The sequence below is a fragment of the Collinsella sp. AF11-11 genome, from assembly GCF_003465485.1.
GTDB lineage: Bacteria > Actinomycetota > Coriobacteriia > Coriobacteriales > Coriobacteriaceae > Collinsella.
Window position 1 is genome coordinate 1 of the sequence record NZ_QSAS01000007.1, and the last position, 15,384, is coordinate 15,384.

Annotated in this window: 13 protein-coding genes and 2 tRNA genes; 10 read left to right on the plus strand and 5 right to left on the minus strand. The window is 60.9% G+C overall.

Annotation, left to right across the window (positions count from 1 at the left end):
* The first annotated feature begins 207 nt into the window (after positions 1-207).
* The 9 genes from DWV58_RS05705 to DWV58_RS05745 all read left to right on the plus strand — a co-directional run bounded on the left by DWV58_RS05705 (position 208) and on the right by DWV58_RS05745 (position 8,478).
* Entirely contained in the window at positions 208-471 is a 264-nt protein-coding gene (locus DWV58_RS05705) for an HPr family phosphocarrier protein (protein WP_022094575.1), read from the plus strand.
* Positions 472-604: 133 nt separating this feature from the next.
* Positions 605-2,308, plus strand: coding sequence for a phosphoenolpyruvate--protein phosphotransferase (gene ptsP / locus DWV58_RS05710; RefSeq protein WP_035138206.1), 1,704 nt, complete (start codon positions 605-607; stop codon positions 2,306-2,308).
* Positions 2,309-2,382: 74 nt separating this feature from the next.
* Positions 2,383-3,315, plus strand: coding sequence for a 1-phosphofructokinase family hexose kinase (locus DWV58_RS05715; RefSeq protein WP_055250439.1), 933 nt, complete (start codon positions 2,383-2,385; stop codon positions 3,313-3,315).
* Between the two features lie 183 nt (positions 3,316-3,498).
* Positions 3,499-4,431 carry a 1-phosphofructokinase family hexose kinase gene (locus DWV58_RS05720; RefSeq protein ID WP_117776470.1) on the plus strand — a complete coding sequence of 311 codons (933 nt, stop codon included), beginning with the start codon at positions 3,499-3,501 and terminating at the stop codon, positions 4,429-4,431.
* Between the two features lie 164 nt (positions 4,432-4,595).
* Positions 4,596-5,990 (plus strand): CCA tRNA nucleotidyltransferase, encoded by a 1,395-nt coding sequence (locus DWV58_RS05725; protein ID WP_117776471.1) that lies wholly within the window; start codon positions 4,596-4,598, stop codon positions 5,988-5,990.
* Positions 5,991-6,117: 127 nt separating this feature from the next.
* Positions 6,118-6,194 (plus strand) — tRNA-Glu (locus DWV58_RS05730).
* A 22-nt stretch (positions 6,195-6,216) separates the two neighbouring features.
* Positions 6,217-6,293 (plus strand) — tRNA-Glu (locus tag DWV58_RS05735).
* Between the two features lie 150 nt (positions 6,294-6,443).
* On the plus strand, positions 6,444-7,748 hold the full coding sequence (locus tag DWV58_RS05740) for a lysylphosphatidylglycerol synthase transmembrane domain-containing protein (RefSeq protein WP_117776472.1): 1,305 nt from the start codon (positions 6,444-6,446) through the stop codon (positions 7,746-7,748).
* A gap of 118 nt (positions 7,749-7,866) precedes the next feature.
* On the plus strand, positions 7,867-8,478 hold the full coding sequence (locus DWV58_RS05745) for a TetR/AcrR family transcriptional regulator (protein ID WP_117776473.1): 612 nt from the start codon (positions 7,867-7,869) through the stop codon (positions 8,476-8,478).
* A gap of 112 nt (positions 8,479-8,590) precedes the next feature.
* Here DWV58_RS05745 and DWV58_RS05750 read toward each other — a convergent pair whose 3' ends face one another.
* The 5 genes from DWV58_RS05750 to DWV58_RS05770 form a co-directional block, all read right to left on the minus strand.
* The gene (locus tag DWV58_RS05750) at positions 8,591-9,907 is read right to left on the minus strand and encodes an ABC transporter ATP-binding protein (RefSeq protein WP_117776474.1); all 1,317 of its coding nucleotides are present in this window, start codon (positions 9,905-9,907) and stop codon (positions 8,591-8,593) included.
* A complete protein-coding gene (locus DWV58_RS05755; protein WP_117776475.1) occupies positions 9,908-10,930 on the minus strand; it encodes an iron ABC transporter permease in 1,023 nt (340 codons plus the stop codon). It lies immediately after the preceding gene.
* 22 nt (positions 10,931-10,952) lie between these two features.
* Positions 10,953-12,524, minus strand: coding sequence for an ABC transporter substrate-binding protein (locus tag DWV58_RS05760; protein WP_147345864.1), 1,572 nt, complete (start codon positions 12,522-12,524; stop codon positions 10,953-10,955).
* A gap of 4 nt (positions 12,525-12,528) precedes the next feature.
* The gene (locus DWV58_RS05765; protein WP_117639387.1) at positions 12,529-13,062 is read right to left on the minus strand and encodes a hypothetical protein; all 534 of its coding nucleotides are present in this window, start codon (positions 13,060-13,062) and stop codon (positions 12,529-12,531) included.
* Positions 13,063-13,206: 144 nt separating this feature from the next.
* The gene (locus tag DWV58_RS05770) at positions 13,207-14,133 is read right to left on the minus strand and encodes a sirohydrochlorin cobaltochelatase (protein ID WP_117639389.1); all 927 of its coding nucleotides are present in this window, start codon (positions 14,131-14,133) and stop codon (positions 13,207-13,209) included.
* A gap of 458 nt (positions 14,134-14,591) precedes the next feature.
* Here DWV58_RS05770 and cobM point away from each other — a divergent pair, with 458 nt between their 5' ends.
* The gene (cobM, locus tag DWV58_RS05775) at positions 14,592-15,383 is read left to right on the plus strand and encodes a precorrin-4 C(11)-methyltransferase (protein ID WP_022094563.1); all 792 of its coding nucleotides are present in this window, start codon (positions 14,592-14,594) and stop codon (positions 15,381-15,383) included.
* The last annotated feature ends 1 nt before the right edge of the window (position 15,384 follow it).

The following is a 15,384-nucleotide window of genomic DNA, read 5'->3' on the forward strand; positions in this document are numbered from 1 at the left end:
CTTAATGTGCTTTCCGTCTTGCGCAGGACTGTAGAGCAGCAAACTTAACCGCCCCGCCCGGCAGGCGAGCGGACGACAACGACATCTGTCCAACAATTCGTGCGAAACACAATGAAAAACCGTTTGATGTGAGTTAATATAAACAACGTCGTGAATCTGACTCCTGCCGCATGCATGACAGGGGTTAAACACAAAAAGGAGTCAATTATGGTTTCTGAGAAGGCTACCCTCGTCAATCCGCAGGGTCTTCACATGCGTCCGGCTGGCCTCTTCGCCTCCACCATGGGCAAGTACGCCTGCGACGTGACGGTCGTCACCCCCGAGAAGGAGGTCAACGGCAAGTCCCCGATGGCCCTCATGGCTGCTGGTATCCCCTGCGGTACCGAGGTCGAGGTCAAGTGCGACGGCGCTGACGAGGCCGAGGCTCTGGCTGCTGCCATCGAGCTCATCAAGAGCGGTCTTGGCGAGTAGAACTCAAACGGGTCGCATGTTGAACAACTAAGTTCATATTTGGGGGCGCAGTGACCTGTTGTAAGGTAGCTGCGCTCTTTTGTCATGGATATGGCAAAACGCTTTATCACATGACACGGAGAGAGGAATGGGAATGTATCAGGGAGTCAACGCTTCCGAGGGCATCGGTATCGGCACCGTCATGGTCGCCGTCGATCCCGACTTGACGTTTGAGCCGCACGAGGTTGCTGATTCGGCAGCAGAGAAGGAGCGCTATCAGTCCGCTCTTTCGGTCTTCTGCGAGAAGACCCAGGCTCAGGCCGACCACATGAAGGAGACGGTGGGCGAGGCCGAGGCCGAGATCATGAGCGGACACATTGTCCTGGCTCAGGACCCGGGCATGACCGACGCCATCAACGCCGCCATTGACGGCGGTACCTGCGCCGAGCAGGCGCTCATGGACACCTCGACCATGTTCGAGAACATGTTCCTGTCCATGGACGACGAGATGTTCCGTCTGCGCGCGGCCGACATCGCCGACATCCGCACCGGTATTCTGGCCGAGCTGCTGGGCAAGGAGGTCGTCGACCTCTCCGTCCTGCCCGAGAACACCGTCGTTGTCGTGCACGACCTCACGCCGTCCATGACCGCCACGATCGATAAGGCCCACGTTGCCGGTATCGTTACCGAGACCGGTGGCCGCACGTCGCACTCCGCGATCATTGCGCGCGCCCTCGAGATCCCGGCTGTCCTTTCGGTTTCCAACAGCTGCACCGCGCTGCGCAACGGTATGACCGTTGTCGTCGACGGCGGCAAGGGTATCGTTGAGGCCGATCCCGACGAGGAGACGCTCGCAGCCTACACCGCCAAGGCCGAGGCTTTCGCTGCCGAGAAGGCAGCCCTCGAGGCCTTCCGTGGCAAGCCGTCTGTGACTGCCGATGGCATCAAGAAGATCATCGCCTGCAACATCGGTAACCCCGATGACGTGCCCAACGCGCTCGATCACGACGCCGAGGCCATCGGTCTGTTCCGCTCCGAGTTCCTGTTCATGGACTCTGCTGAGCTTCCTTCTGAGGAGGAGCAGTTCAACGCCTACCGTAAGGTCGCCAGCGCGCTCAAGGGTGCTCCGGTCATCATCCGCACGCTCGATGTGGGCGGCGACAAGGAGATTCCGTATCTGCACATGGTCAAGGAAGATAACCCCTTCATGGGCTTCCGCGCCGTGCGTTATTGCCTGGCCAATCCCGACCAGTACAAGGTACAGCTCCGCGCTCTGCTGCGCGCTAGCGCCTTCGGTGACGTCAAGATCATGATCCCGCTCGTCACCTGCGTCGAGGAGGTCTTGGCTGTCAAGGAGCTCGTCGAGCAGTGCAAGGCCGAGCTGACCGAAGAGGGTCGCAAGTTCAACGAGAACATCGAGGTCGGCATTATGGTCGAGACGCCCGCCGCTTCGCTGCTCGCAGACCGTCTGGCCGAGGTCGCCGACTTCTTCTCTATCGGCACCAACGACCTAATCGGCTACACCATGTGCGCCGACCGTGGCAACGACACCATCTCTAACCTGTACCAGGTGTACTATCCCGCCGTGCTCCGCTCGCTCAAGAACATCATCGAGAGCGGCGTTAAGGCCGGCATCATGGTCGGTATGTGCGGCGAGGCCGCTGCCGATCCGCTGCTCGAGCCGCTGCTGATCAGCTGGGGCCTGGAGGAGTTCTCGATGAGCGCTCCGTCGATCCTACGCGCCCGCAAGACCATCAGCCAGTGGACCAAGGCCGAGTGCGACGAGCTCGCCGAGAAGGCGCTCGCCTGCAACACCGCCGCCGAGGTCAAGGCACTGCTCGAGTCCGCAGCTCGCTAATTTGGTATCAGAGGTAACCGCGTGGTTGGAATGGGCCGGCCACGCGGCCCTCACATATACAGGGGGTACTGTAAATGTTCTACACGCTAACCGCTAACCCGGCTGTCGACATGACGGTTTCGAGCTCTCCGCTCGAGCCCGACGAGAACGTCCGCACCGGTTCGGCCAGCTACACGGCTAACGGCAAGGGCCTCGACGTGTCCTTCGCCTTTAAGAAGATGGGCGTCGACACCGTCGCGCTCGGCTTCTTCGCTGGCTTTACGGGCAAGTTTATCGTCGAGGAGGTCATGAACCTGGGCTGCTTGTGCCGCCCGGTCTGGACCGACGGTATCACGCGCATCAACACCTACGTCAACGATGGCCAGCACGAGTACGGCATCCTGAACCCCGGTGCTCCGATCACGCCGCAGCATCAGGAGGAGCTCTACAACATCCTGGACACCGCGGGCGACCTTGAGTGCCTGATCGTCTCCGGCTCCGTGCCTCCCAAAGCTACGCCCGACTTCCTGGCTCAGGTCATGGAGCACGCTCAGGCCCGTGGCGCCGACGTCGTCCTGGACCTGTCCTCCGACAAGCTCAAGGAGCTCGCTCACAAGAAGCCGCTGCTCATTAAGCCGAACCATCACGAGATGAAGGCTATCTTCGGCGTGCCGGTCGACACCGACGACGAGGTCCGCGTTGCCATGAAGCTGGCTCACGAGGCCGGCGTCCAGAACGTGCTGCTCACCCGTGGTAGCCGCGGTGACGCTTACTTCTCCAACGGCGAGGACATCTGGTATGCCAAGCGTGAGTTCAACATCAAGCTTGTCTCTTCCGTCTGCGCCGGCGACTGCACCCTCGCTGCGTTCCTGCACAAGTGGTACAGGGATCGCGACAACGTCGAGGAGGCCATGAAGCTCGCTATGGCCACCGGCGCCAACGTTGCTGAGTCCGTCGGCATCGGCGACTTTGGTCACGTCGACGAGTACAGCAAGCGCGTTGCCGTTCGCAAGCTCGATCGCAAGTAAGCGAAACACGACAAACTCGTGCGCATACGGCGTCCCGGTTTCGACCGGGGCGCCGTTTTTTGTCCCACTCGAACCTCGGAGCCGCGCTTCACGCGTTCCACACCGTCCACCGAGTTGTTGTAGCCTTTTGCCGAAGCGTGGAATATACTTTCATTAACACGTTGCTTCGTGAAAGGAACATTCATGATTTACACGCTTACTGCAAATCCCGCTATTGACTACAACATCTCCTGCGATGGCTTGTCCGCCAACACCGTTACCCGCACCCGTAACGCTGTCTACACCCCCAACGGCAAGGGTCTCAACGTTTCGTTTACGCTCGACCACTACGGCGTCGACACCACGATCCTGGGCTTCTTCGCCGGCTTCTCGGGTGAGTATATCGTTAAGGGCGCCGAGGCCCTGGGCGTGCCCGTCAAGCCCGTGTGGGCTGACGGCATCACGCGTGTTAACGTGTTCCTCAACGCCGGTCCCGACACCGAGTACAACATGGTCAACGCCGGTGCCGCCATCAACGAAGCCAACGAGCAGGAGATGTTTGAGCTTATCGATTCGCTCGATGACATGACCTGCCTGGTTATCAGCGGCTCGCTGCCCCCCAACACCTCCGAGAGCTTCCTGGCAGAGGTCCTGCGTCGCGTGAAGGCGAAGGGCGCCGAGTTCGTGCTCGATATCTCGAGCCATCAGCTGGCCGACCTCATTGCTATGGAGCCGTTGCTCATTAAGCCTAACGACGACGAGCTGCTCGACATCTTTGGCATTAAGGTGAGCGGTGGCGACGACGAGTCCGTCAAGGGCGCCATGGCCGAGCTGCACGCCAAGGGCGCTAAGAATGTACTGCTGACGCTCGGCGGCGACGGCGCGTACTTCTCCAACGGCGAGCACATCTGGTTTGCCAACCGCACCTTCGACGTCAAGCTGCTGTCGACCGTCTGCGCGGGCGACTCCTCGCTGGCCGCCTTCCTGTCCGTGTGGCACGACGCCCCCGAGCGCGTCGAGGATGCCCTGCGCCTCTCGATGGCCACCGGCGCCAACGTGGTCGAGTGCCCGGGTCTGGGCGATTTTGCCAAGGTCGATGAGTATCAGAAGGGTATTGCAATCCGTCAGGTTTGCTAGTTCCGGCACCTTGCCTGAATAGTTCAATTATTTCGCATCCGTCTTAGACCAGGACGGATGCGTTTTTGTTTATCGGACTTGCGTGTGCAGTGGAGGCTGTTTCTTGCTAGACTTCTTGCAGACGCAATCGATAGCCAATTTGATAGTCGCAGGAGGCCATAGGCATGTGCAATGTTTCGCTCAACGGTACGCAGCCGACCGATGCCTCTATCCGTGTCCTGCGTGCGCTTGAGGCAGCAGGTCTTGAGGCTTGGTACGTGGGCGGTTGGGTACGTGATGCCCTGATGGGACGCCCCAGCCACGATGTTGACATGTGCTGCAGCGGCCTGTGGCAGGAGTCCAAAGAGGCGCTCGAAGCGGCTGATATTGCCGTGGTTGAGTCGGGCATAAAATTTGGCGGCATCACGGCTATTTGCGATGATGAGCGCATTGAGGTCACCACCTACCGCCTAGACGGCTTTTACACCGACGGCCGCCATCCCCAGAGTGTGGAGCGTGCGGCGTCGCTTGAGGACGATCTGGCGCGTCGTGACTTTACCGTTAACGCTATGGCCTGGCATCCCGAGCGTGGTCTTGTCGACCGCTACGATGGTCAGGGCGACCTAGACCGCAAGCTCATCCGCGCCGTTGGAGATCCCAAGCGTCGTTTTAACGAGGACGCGCTTCGCATGCTGCGCGCGGTGCGTTTTGCCTGCCGTCTGGATTTTATGATCGAGCCTAAGACTAAACAGGCGCTTGCCGAGTGCGCGCCGCTGCTCGATGCTGTGGCGCGCGAGCGCGTGGGCATTGAGCTCGAGGGTATCCTTTCGACCGGCCATGGGGGAGACGCGATGCTGCGCTACCCCGAGCTTGTTTGCGCCGCGGTGCCCGAGCTCGCGTCCGCTCGCGGGTTTGATCAACGCAGCGTCTATCATGCGTTTAACGTCTACGAGCATATCGCCCGCGTGCTGACGGTGGCGGGGGAGTTGGCGCTGTGCGACGGCTTTACACCCTCAATGAGCCTAATGTGGGCGGCGTTTTTGCACGACGTTTCCAAGCCCGATTGCTTTACGGTCGACCATGCGGGCGGCGGCCACTTTTACGGTCACCCCGAGCTCGGGGCCAAGAAGGCGCGCGCCATCATGGATCGCTTGGCGCTTTCGCACGACTTGGTCCGCGACGTGTGCCTGCTCATTAAGTACCACGACAAGCCGCTGCGCCCCGAGCGCTCCTGCTTGCTCAATATGATGCGCTTGCTTTCGGGCGAGGGCGTCGATACGCCGCGCCTGATGGACGAGCTTATGGACCTTAAGCGTGCCGACACGCTGGGCAAGGCGCCCTCGTGCTTCTATTACGTCGAGACGATCGAGGAGATGCGTACGCTCGCCCACGATCTGCTGCAGGCGGGGGAGCCCTATACACTCAAGATGCTTGCCATCAATGGTGGCGACCTGATCCGCGCCGGCGTCAAGCCGGGGCCGGAGCTGGGACAGCTTCTCAACGCCGCCCTCGACGCCGTGATCGAGGACAACATCCCCAACAACCGCGAAGCCCTCCTGGCTCATCTCAACTTGAATTAGCTAATTAGTTGACCTGCGCGTTCCATAACCTGTCGACAATTTTTCGGCAATTTGGAATTTCTTCTTGCGCTGATGTTTTTTGTCCCGTAATATATTTCCTCGCAGCACGGCAGTGCAGATGTCATGTGGCCCGTTCGTCTAGCGGTTTAGGACGCCGCCCTCTCAAGGCGGAGATCACCAGTTCGAATCTGGTACGGGCTACCACTTCTTTTCTGCCGAGGCCTATGGCCCGTTCGTCTAGCGGTTTAGGACGCCGCCCTCTCAAGGCGGAGATCACCAGTTCGAATCTGGTACGGGCTACCACGCATCTGATACCCGGTCTTTCCACGGAAGGCCGGGTTTTTTATTATCAAACAACTGTCTGTCATTCCCGTTTGAACAAGAGCTTTGCGTTCTGCTTATGGCCCTTACGGGTACAATAACCATGATATTTTGACTGTTAGAAGGAGTCTCATGACGGAGTCCTCTCAGCATACGTCCAAGCCCCAGGTCGAGGTTGAGGCCTCGGGCGGCGATGACAATAAGAGCGCACGCCGCGGCGCAATCTTTATCGGCGTTGTGCTGGTGGGTTATATCGTCTATCTGGTGGTAACCGGGCAGATGGGGCAGTTCTGGGCTGCTATGTCGAGCGTCCAGGCGCCCTGGCTCGTTGTCGCGTGTCTTTGCATGTTCATGTATCTGTTCTTTGGCATTGTGGCCTATGCGATCGCCGTCTGGCTCGACCCCAATTCACCCGTCGGCATTCGCGATCTGATCTCGGTCGAGGCGAGTGGCATTTTCTTTGGCAACCTGACGCCCATGATGATGGGCTCTACGCCTGCCCAGATCTACCGCTTGACCAAAGCGGGCCAAAATGTCGGCGAGGCCGGAGCCACGCAATTCACGCGCTTTATCGTGTATCAGTTTGGCCTCGTTGCCTGGGGCGCTATCCTACTGCTTGCTCGCATGCCGTTTTTTGCCGAGCGCTATGGCGACATGACGCTGCTGTGTGTCTTTAGCTTTGGTGGGCACTGCTGCATCTTGCTTGGCATCTTCGCCGTCGCGCTCATGCCTAAGACCGTCACGCGCGTCGCCCATTGCATCATCAATTGGCTTGAGCGCATTGGTGTCTCGGCCACTAAGATCGAGGGATGGCGCACGTTTGTCGATGGCGAGATCTACTCCTTCTCCGAGAAGTTCAAGCTTTCGGCCGGACATTTTTCTTCCATGCTGCTCACCGTGTTTATCACCATGCTGCAGCTCGCGTTTTTCTATCTGGTTCCATATTTCCTGATGCTTGCTTTTGGCCACCACGAGGTCGACTTTTTTTCGGTCATGGCCGCGAGCGCCTTTGTCCAGCTGCTGAGCTCTGCTGTTCCCCTGCCCGGTGGCACCGGCGGTGCCGAGGGTGGCTTCGCGCTGTTCCTGGGTCATTTCTTTGGGTCGGCGTCGACCGCCGGTTATCTGCTGTGGCGCCTCATTACGTTTATCGCGCCGACGATTTTGGCCGCGCCCCTGCTGGGTCTTAAGAGCGCTCACAACGAGAGTATCCACTCACGCTGGGATCGCGCGATGCGCAAGCTCGGACGATCGCCTCAGACGTCCTCTAAGCCTGCAAAGCCCCATCCTGTGAATGCGGTTACCGTGGATCCCAATCAGCATGCTCAGAAGGCTTCTGGGGCCGCCAAACCCTCGCATAAGGCCTATGTGCGCCAGACAGGTGACGGCATTCGTGTGTCCCCGGCTGCTTTGAACAAAAAGAAGCTCCCTAAGGCGTAACAGTTGGTCGTGCGTTCTTCATGTTGCCGGGCTTTTTTGTGCCGGATGGGGGATAATCCTCTTACGTAGATTAACTCTCATCTGTTGATGAATACTCACATTCCGAAGGGACACGTCCATGGACACCAGCAAACCGCGCCTCGACCGCCGCATCGTTCGCAGCCGCAATGCCATCCTTTCTGCGTTTGAGCGCCTGCTGATGGATAAACCGCTTGCCGATATTACCGTGAGTGCCATCGCGCGTGAGGCAAATGTCGATCGCAAGACCTTCTACGTGCACTTTGGCACGGTCGACGGCCTGCTCGATGCCATCGCCGCCGATGTGGTCGAGATGATCGTCGACTCGGTCGAAAAGACGCTTTCCACTATGGGCAGTGACCCCAACGAGCGCGCCCTTGGAGCGGCGGCTACCTTCTTTAAGACCATCAACGAGGCACTTTGCAATAACCTCGTGCTCAATCGTCAGCTGATCGAGAACATTCCGCTCGATGATTTTATGGCTCGTCTTCGTGCACCTCTCGAGCACGAGATTGCCGAGCGCAATCTGCTGCCCCAAGGCCTTAAGGATGAGATGTTCGACTACTATCTGGCGTTTTTGCTGTCAGGCATTATCGGTATCTATCGCACGTGGGCGCTGTCTGACGGCTCGGTTCCTATTGAGCGCGTCTCTGAGGTCGCCAACGACCTGACTCTCAATGGCCTGTCGAGTCTGGAATCTCGCTTGGATTAGGCCTAATTGGGCTCGTCGGCGTGGAAATTCCTGTTCATGAAGTTCTCCGGCGCCTTGTAGACCTCGCCGGCGTAGGAGCTGTAGCCTGAGGATCCTTAAAAGAAAGTCCAGTTTATCCTTTCCACTCCAATTGGGAATCCTCCGATGCGCCTTCGCACGCTCGCATGACCTCGATACCGTGCGAGCGTGCGAACTCGACGAGCTCTGCGTTGCGGGCGTTTATGGTGCCGAAGGCGGCGGGACACACGATAAGGCGCGCGCAGTGGACGAGGAGCTCTTTGGCGCGGGCTATGGTTCTATCCCCGATCGGCTCGAAGGCGCGCTCGGCCACGCATTCCGCCGCCAGGTCGCGCGCGAGCTCGCAGTCGATGTCCCCTTCGTGCAGAACGCCCGTGTAGAACGCCTTGCCCTGCCGGATGAGCTGGCGAAACACAGCCGACCCCGTACCTGCGCCGGCGATGACGAACGTGTGCGCATCGCCGTGCGGGCGTCCAATTTCCACGCTGCCGAAGCGCTCGTTGAAGGTGCCATGTTGAAGGCCGTAGAGCTCGCCAATCGTCTCGCGCGTGAATATGTCCTCGGGTGCGCCGGCGCGGAAGACCCGGCCGTCCTTCACGCAAATCACCTTGTCGGCGCTTTTCTGCGCGAGCTCGAGTTCGTGGATGGACATGATGACAGCCACATTCCGCGATTTCGCAAGGTGGCGAAGTATTCGCAGCAGGTCGATCTGGTAGCGGATATCGAGATATGACGTGGGCTCGTCGAGCACGAGCACACGCGGATCCTGCGCGATGGCGCGTGCGAGCATGACGCGCTGGCGTTGCCCGTCGCTTATCTGCATGAAGTCGCGCTCGGCGAGCTCTTCCACATGTGCGGTTTTCATGGCCTCGTCGACCCGACTATGGTCGTCGGGCGAGAGTGTGCCCATTCGCCCGGTGTAGGGGTGCCTTCCCGCCTCTACGACATCGCGGCAGGTGAGGAGCTCGGTCCGGGGGCGATCTGTCAGCATAACGGCAAGGTTCCTTGCAAACTCCGCCGTCTTCCATCGGGAAATCTCCCGCCCGTCGAGCTCGACCGCGCCGGCAAGCGGTGCCAGATGGCGTGTGATGGTTTTCAAGATGGTCGACTTGCCCGAGCCGTTCGGCCCGATGAGCGCCACGACGTCGCCCGCGCGAACCTCCAGATCGACGCCTTCGACTACGACCTTCTTGTCGTAGCCCGCCGACAGGTCGCTTATGTGGAAAAGCGGCGCTCCGTCAGCCTGCGTTTCGACCGTAGTTTCGAGGTTCGGCTCCGCTCGGAGGAGGCGTTCCGCGCGCAGTTCCGCACGAGCCGAAAGTGCCTTCTGGCGCTTTCGTGCGAGCTCAGGACTGTCTAAGCATGGAATGTCCCCTCCGAGCGTTTTGGGCCGCGGCACGAATTCCCCCATCTACCTCACCCGCTTCTTCAACATGAGCGCGATAACCACCGGAGCGCCGAAGATGGCGGTGACGGCGCTGATGGAAAGCTCGACGGGAGAGAAAAGCGTGCGCGCGATCAAATCGCAGCCCGCGCAGAAGATGGCGCCTCCCAAGAAGCACGCAGGAATCACGCGGATGGGCTTCGACGACTTTAGCGCCGACTTCACGAGATGCGGAACCGCGATGCCTACGAACGACACCGGACCAGCGAACGCGGTCACGCAGGCGGAGAGCATGCTCGCTAGAAGGACGAGCACCACGCGGAAGCGTTCGACGTTCACGCCGACGCTTTTCGCGTAGGCTTCTCCCAGCTGGAAGGCGGAAAGGGGCTTCGATATCGCGAATACGCATGCGCTCACGGTGATCACCACGACCGCGATGACCGCGATGTCGTCCCAGCTCGAACCCGAGAAGCTACCCAAAGACCAGTTGTGCAGGTTCACGATGGACTGGTCGTCGGCGAAGGCGATGAGGAAGTTCGTCGCCGCCGAGCAGATGTATCCCACCATGACGCCCGCCACGATGAGCATGGCCATGGAACTTATGCGCCGTGCGATGAGGAGCACGAAGCCGATGGTGATAAGCGAGCCCAGAAACGCTGCGGCCACCATGGCCGGCGAAGACATGGCCATGTTCGCGCCTAGAAGTACGATCATCGTAAGCGCGACGACGAACTTTGCGCCCGAGGAGACGCCCAAGATGAACGGGTCGGCGATGGGGTTGTTGAAAAACGTCTGCAGCAGGAACCCGGAAAGCGAAAGTGCCCCGCCGAGAAGCACGGCTGAAAGCACGCGCGGCAGGCGAATCTCCCAGATGACCTGGCTTTCCATGGAATTGGCCGCGCCGCCCGAAAGGATGCCGGGGATGTGGTCTGTGGGCACGAGCACGCTCCCGATGCACAGGTTGGCCCCGACGAGCACGATGAGGGCAACAGCGAGCAGCGCCGTCACGACGCGACACCGCGCGGCGCGCCCCGATTCGTCGTATGCCATGGAAAGCCGGCTTCTCATGGCGCTAACCGAGCTTCCTCAGATAATGGAAGTCGCTCGCGTCATCGCCGGTGAACGCCCCGTGCAGCTCGTCGATAATGTCGGCGGTAGAAGTCATCTGCTGGTACATGTCGGCGCTTGTGACCCAGACGTTGCCGTTCTTCACGGCTTTGAACTGCGACAATAGCGCGTTTTTGCCTACGAAGTCGTTCAAGGTGGTAACCGATTCGTCGATGGTGCCGTTGTAGACGATGATGTCGGCATCCTTCGCCGTCGCGTAGAAGCGCTCCATTTCGAGCGTTACTGACGAACCTGACGTCGACGCCGTCTGCGCGTCATCGAGCGCATAGCTGCCGCCTGCAAGCTCGATCATCTGCGCCACGTAGTCGCCCGCCCGCCGCATGACGGCGGCCCCGTTCGAGTTAATGTAGAAATACGCCACGGTTTTACCTGACGACGCGAGCCCCGACGTTTGCTCGACGCGGGCCTTCTGCTCGTTGAACAGGTGCGCGGCCTCGTCTTCCTTGTCGAACAGGACGCCGAAAAGCTTAATCCACTCGACGCGCCCGAGTGCTTCGGGCTCGCTCGACGACTGTTCGGTGAGCACGACGAGCCCGAGCTTCTGCAGCTTTTCCTTCACATCGGGCGTGTGGTTGATCATGGTGTTCTCGATGGCGAGCGTACAGCCCGAGGCCGATATTCGCTCGTAGTCGGGCGCGCTGTACTTGCCGCCGTAGGCGATCGCCCCACTTTCGAGTGCGCTTTTGAAGCCCACGACCGAGCAGTCGTCGGCCTTCGTGCCCGACATGATGATATTGTCGTTCGCATCGAGCGCGTCGACTAGGCACATCGTCGCCGACGACACGAGGTACACCTTGTTGGCGGGGCGCCTTATGACCGCGATGTCGGAGCTCAACCCATCAGGTACCTTCGCATCTTGCGGCACCACGAGGAAACGTTCTCCATTCGAAACGCAGATAAGCCGCAGACCGCCTTCGAACTCGTCGACAGTGAAGTGCTCGGCGTATTCAAGCTGAAGCGCCCCCGTCGGCTCCCAGCCGCAGCCCAAATCGGCGTTGTGGAAGTCGGCCGCGGCGCTTGAAGCCGTTCCTGCAGGGGAGCCGCCGCTTGCATCGTCGCCCGATTTCTCCTTCATGGTGGATGAGTCGAAGTGGATCGTGTAGTCGATGGTGTGCGGCGTCGACATGGCGACGGTCTCGGCCGACACGGCGATGTCCTCGTCGAGCGTGACGGGTATCTCGAACGTGGAGTTGCCGCCGTCGTTTACGGGCGCGTAGTCCACGCCGTCGACGGTCATCTTGTCGTAGTTCGAACTCGACCAGGTGATGGTCGCGGTGTAGGTGTCGCCATCCTTCACAATTGTGGTGGGTGAGGCGATGCTTGCGCGCCCTGACCCGCCGGAAAGCGAGACGCTCACAGTGTATTCCTGAGAGCCCGCCGTGCCACCGGTCGCGTTCGGGCTCGCACTGCACCCCGCGAAGGGAAGCGCGAGCAGGGCGACGAGAACGCAGGCGATCGCGCGCGCCGCGATGCTGTGGCGCTTCCTGTTTTCCCCCTTGGGAAGAATCGACCGCATGGCGTTACTTCAGTGCGTCGGCGCGCAGATCGACGCCGGCGGATTCGAACACGAGCGTGCGGTCGTACCACCGCTCCCTTTTAATGCTCCACGCGGCGCAGGCGGTGTCCTCGTCGAGCGCTTCAACGGGCACGTCGTAGGTGTACTTGCCTTCCGCGTTTTCCACATAGGGGATGAAGTCGGCCTCGCTCGCGGCGGCAGCCTCGTCGCCCGTGCCCATGAAGAGTTTGCCGTAGCCCGTGCCGGAAAGCGTCATCACGCAGTGCATGGAGCCGTTTTCCACGATGAGCTGTGCGTCCACAATCCTGAACATGTTTGAGCTGGAATCTACGGTGATCGGATAGGTGCCGTCGGCCACCTTGTCGGCGGTGATGGGGGCAGCGCTTGTGCCCTCGGGCGCATCTGCCGCCTGTTCGGTCCTTTCCTGGGAATCGGCATCGCTTGCCTTTGCGCTGTCGCTTGAATTTCCGGCGCAGCCGGCGAGCGAGAACGCGAGAAGCGCCGCCGACAGGGCGAAGACGAGGGTTTTCTTCAACATGGAGGGGTTCCTTTCAATCGCTTCGACCGCCCGCGCCGTGCGGTGGTCGGGCGGGATGCGAATGCAACGGGCATGCGCCGTCGGTCGGGGAAGGCGCATGCCCGTTGCACGGGGACGCGACCGGCGCCCCCGTGCGCGGCGAGTTTAGAGCTTGGCGATGGCGTCGTCCACGTGTGAGACGTAGATGTCGTCGACCGCGACGTTCTGTCCCAGACCCTGGAGCAGGCACGTCACTTCGAAGCCGGCGGCCACGAACTTCGCAGCCCAGCTGTCGGGGTCGGTCTCGTCTGCCATGTCGTTGTTCGCGTGGTCGCCCGCGACCACCATGAACGGCGCGAGCACGGCCTTCTTGTACCCTGCGGCGCTCGCGGCGGCGATAACATCCTCGCAGGTCGGTTCAGCCTCGACGGTGCCGACGAAGAACTGTGTCAAGCCCTCGTTCTTGAACACTTCCTGCATCTTGGCATAGTCGGCGTTGGAATCGGCTTCGGTGCCGTGGCCCATGAGGCACAGCGCCGTCTTGCCGTCGTCGAAGGACGCCATGTTCTCCTTAATGGCTGCGGCCACCTTCTTGTAGTCGTCGTCGGAGGTGAGCAACGGGTCGCCGAGCGAGATCTTGTCGAACTTGTCGGCGTACTTGTCGAGCTCGTCTTTCACGTCGGTGTATTCCAGGCCACCCATGAGATGCGTCGGCTGCACGACGATTTCCTTCACGCCGTCTTTCACGCAGCGGTCGAGCGCCTCGGTCATGTTGTCGATCGTGATGCCGTCGCGCTTCTTCAGCTTGTCGATGATGATCTGCGCGGTGAAGGCGCGGCGGATGTCGTAGTCCTGCCAGTACTTCTCGCGGATAGCGTCTTCGATGGCGCCGATGGTGATGTGGCGCGAGTCGTTGTAGCTCGTGCCGAAGCTCGTGACGAGGATGACCGGCTTCACGGCCTTCTCCTTTTCGCTCGATTTCTCGGAACTTGCGGAGGTGCTGGAGCAGCCCGCGAGCGTGATTCCGGCGAGCGCGACGGCTCCGGTTGCTGCGGCGCCCATGAAGCTGCGGCGTGACATCTGGTCGGACATGGTTTTTCCTTTCCTCGGTTTGCCGGTCCCCCGGCGACAGTTGCTTGTCGGCACAAGCGAAAGAAAAGCGCACCCCTCGGGGTTCACAAGGAGCTAACGCCACGGCGATGCCGTGAGGAAAAGGCGAAGCAGTCTGGCTTGGGGCGCGAGGCGGTTCGCCCGCGCGTCCTATACAGTAATGTCCCTTGCCCAGGATTCCCACCTGGTTCCCTCCGCAAGCCAGCGCGGGCTGTGCGGGCGCCGCGCCGGTCATTTCCTTTTATCCGATTGTCATATGCTCGTTGCCGAATCTTTTACTATGATAGTGGGCACTTGTGAACGTGTCAAAGCCAGGGCGGGCGGCATTGCGCCTCCTGCCTGCGTATTTGCGCCGATTGCCGCTGCGGGCGCCGTGTTTTGCCCGCTGCGCGAAGGGCGGCGTAAACGGTTGCGATGAGAAACGGGAAGGGAAGGCTCGGATGATTCATATCGTTGGCGCAGGCTCGGGCGCCGCCGACCTTATCACGCTGCGCGGGGCGCGCCTTCTGCGCGCGGCCGACGTGGTCGTTTGGGCGGGAAGCCTTGTGAATCCCGAGCTGCTCGCTGAGTGCAAGGAATCCTGCATCGTCTACGACAGCGCGCACATGACCTTGGAGGAAGTGCTCGACGTGATGTGCGCGGCAGATGCGCGGGGCGAGGAAGTGGTGCGCTTGCACACGGGCGACCCGTGCCTGTACGGCGCCATCCAGGAGCAGATGGACGCGCTCGACGCGCGCGGCGTGGACTACGAGGTGGTGCCCGGCGTGTCGAGCTTTTGCGGTGCCGCGGCGGCGCTTCGCCAGGAATACACGCTGCCGGGAATCAGCCAGTCGGTCGTGATCACGCGGCTTTCCGGACGTACCCCCATGCCCGCGGGCGAGGGCATGCGCACCATGGCGGAAAGCGGCTCGACTATGGTTATCTTCCTGAGCTCGGGTATGCTCGCCGAGCTTTCCGCCGAGCTTTTGGCCGCGGGCCGCAGCTCCGACGAGCCGGCGGCGCTCGTGTACAAGGCGACCTGGCCTGAGGAGCGCGTGGTGCGCTGCACAGTGGGCACGCTCGCCGATGCGGGCGCGCGAGAGGGCATCGACCGCACGGCGCTCGTGGTGGTGGGCCGCGTGCTCGGAGCTCGCGGCGGGCTTGCGCACGACGGCGCGCAAGCGGAGTCGTACGAGCGCAGCAAGCTTTACGACCCTTCGTTTGCCACGGGGTATCGGAAGGCGAGCAGCTAGC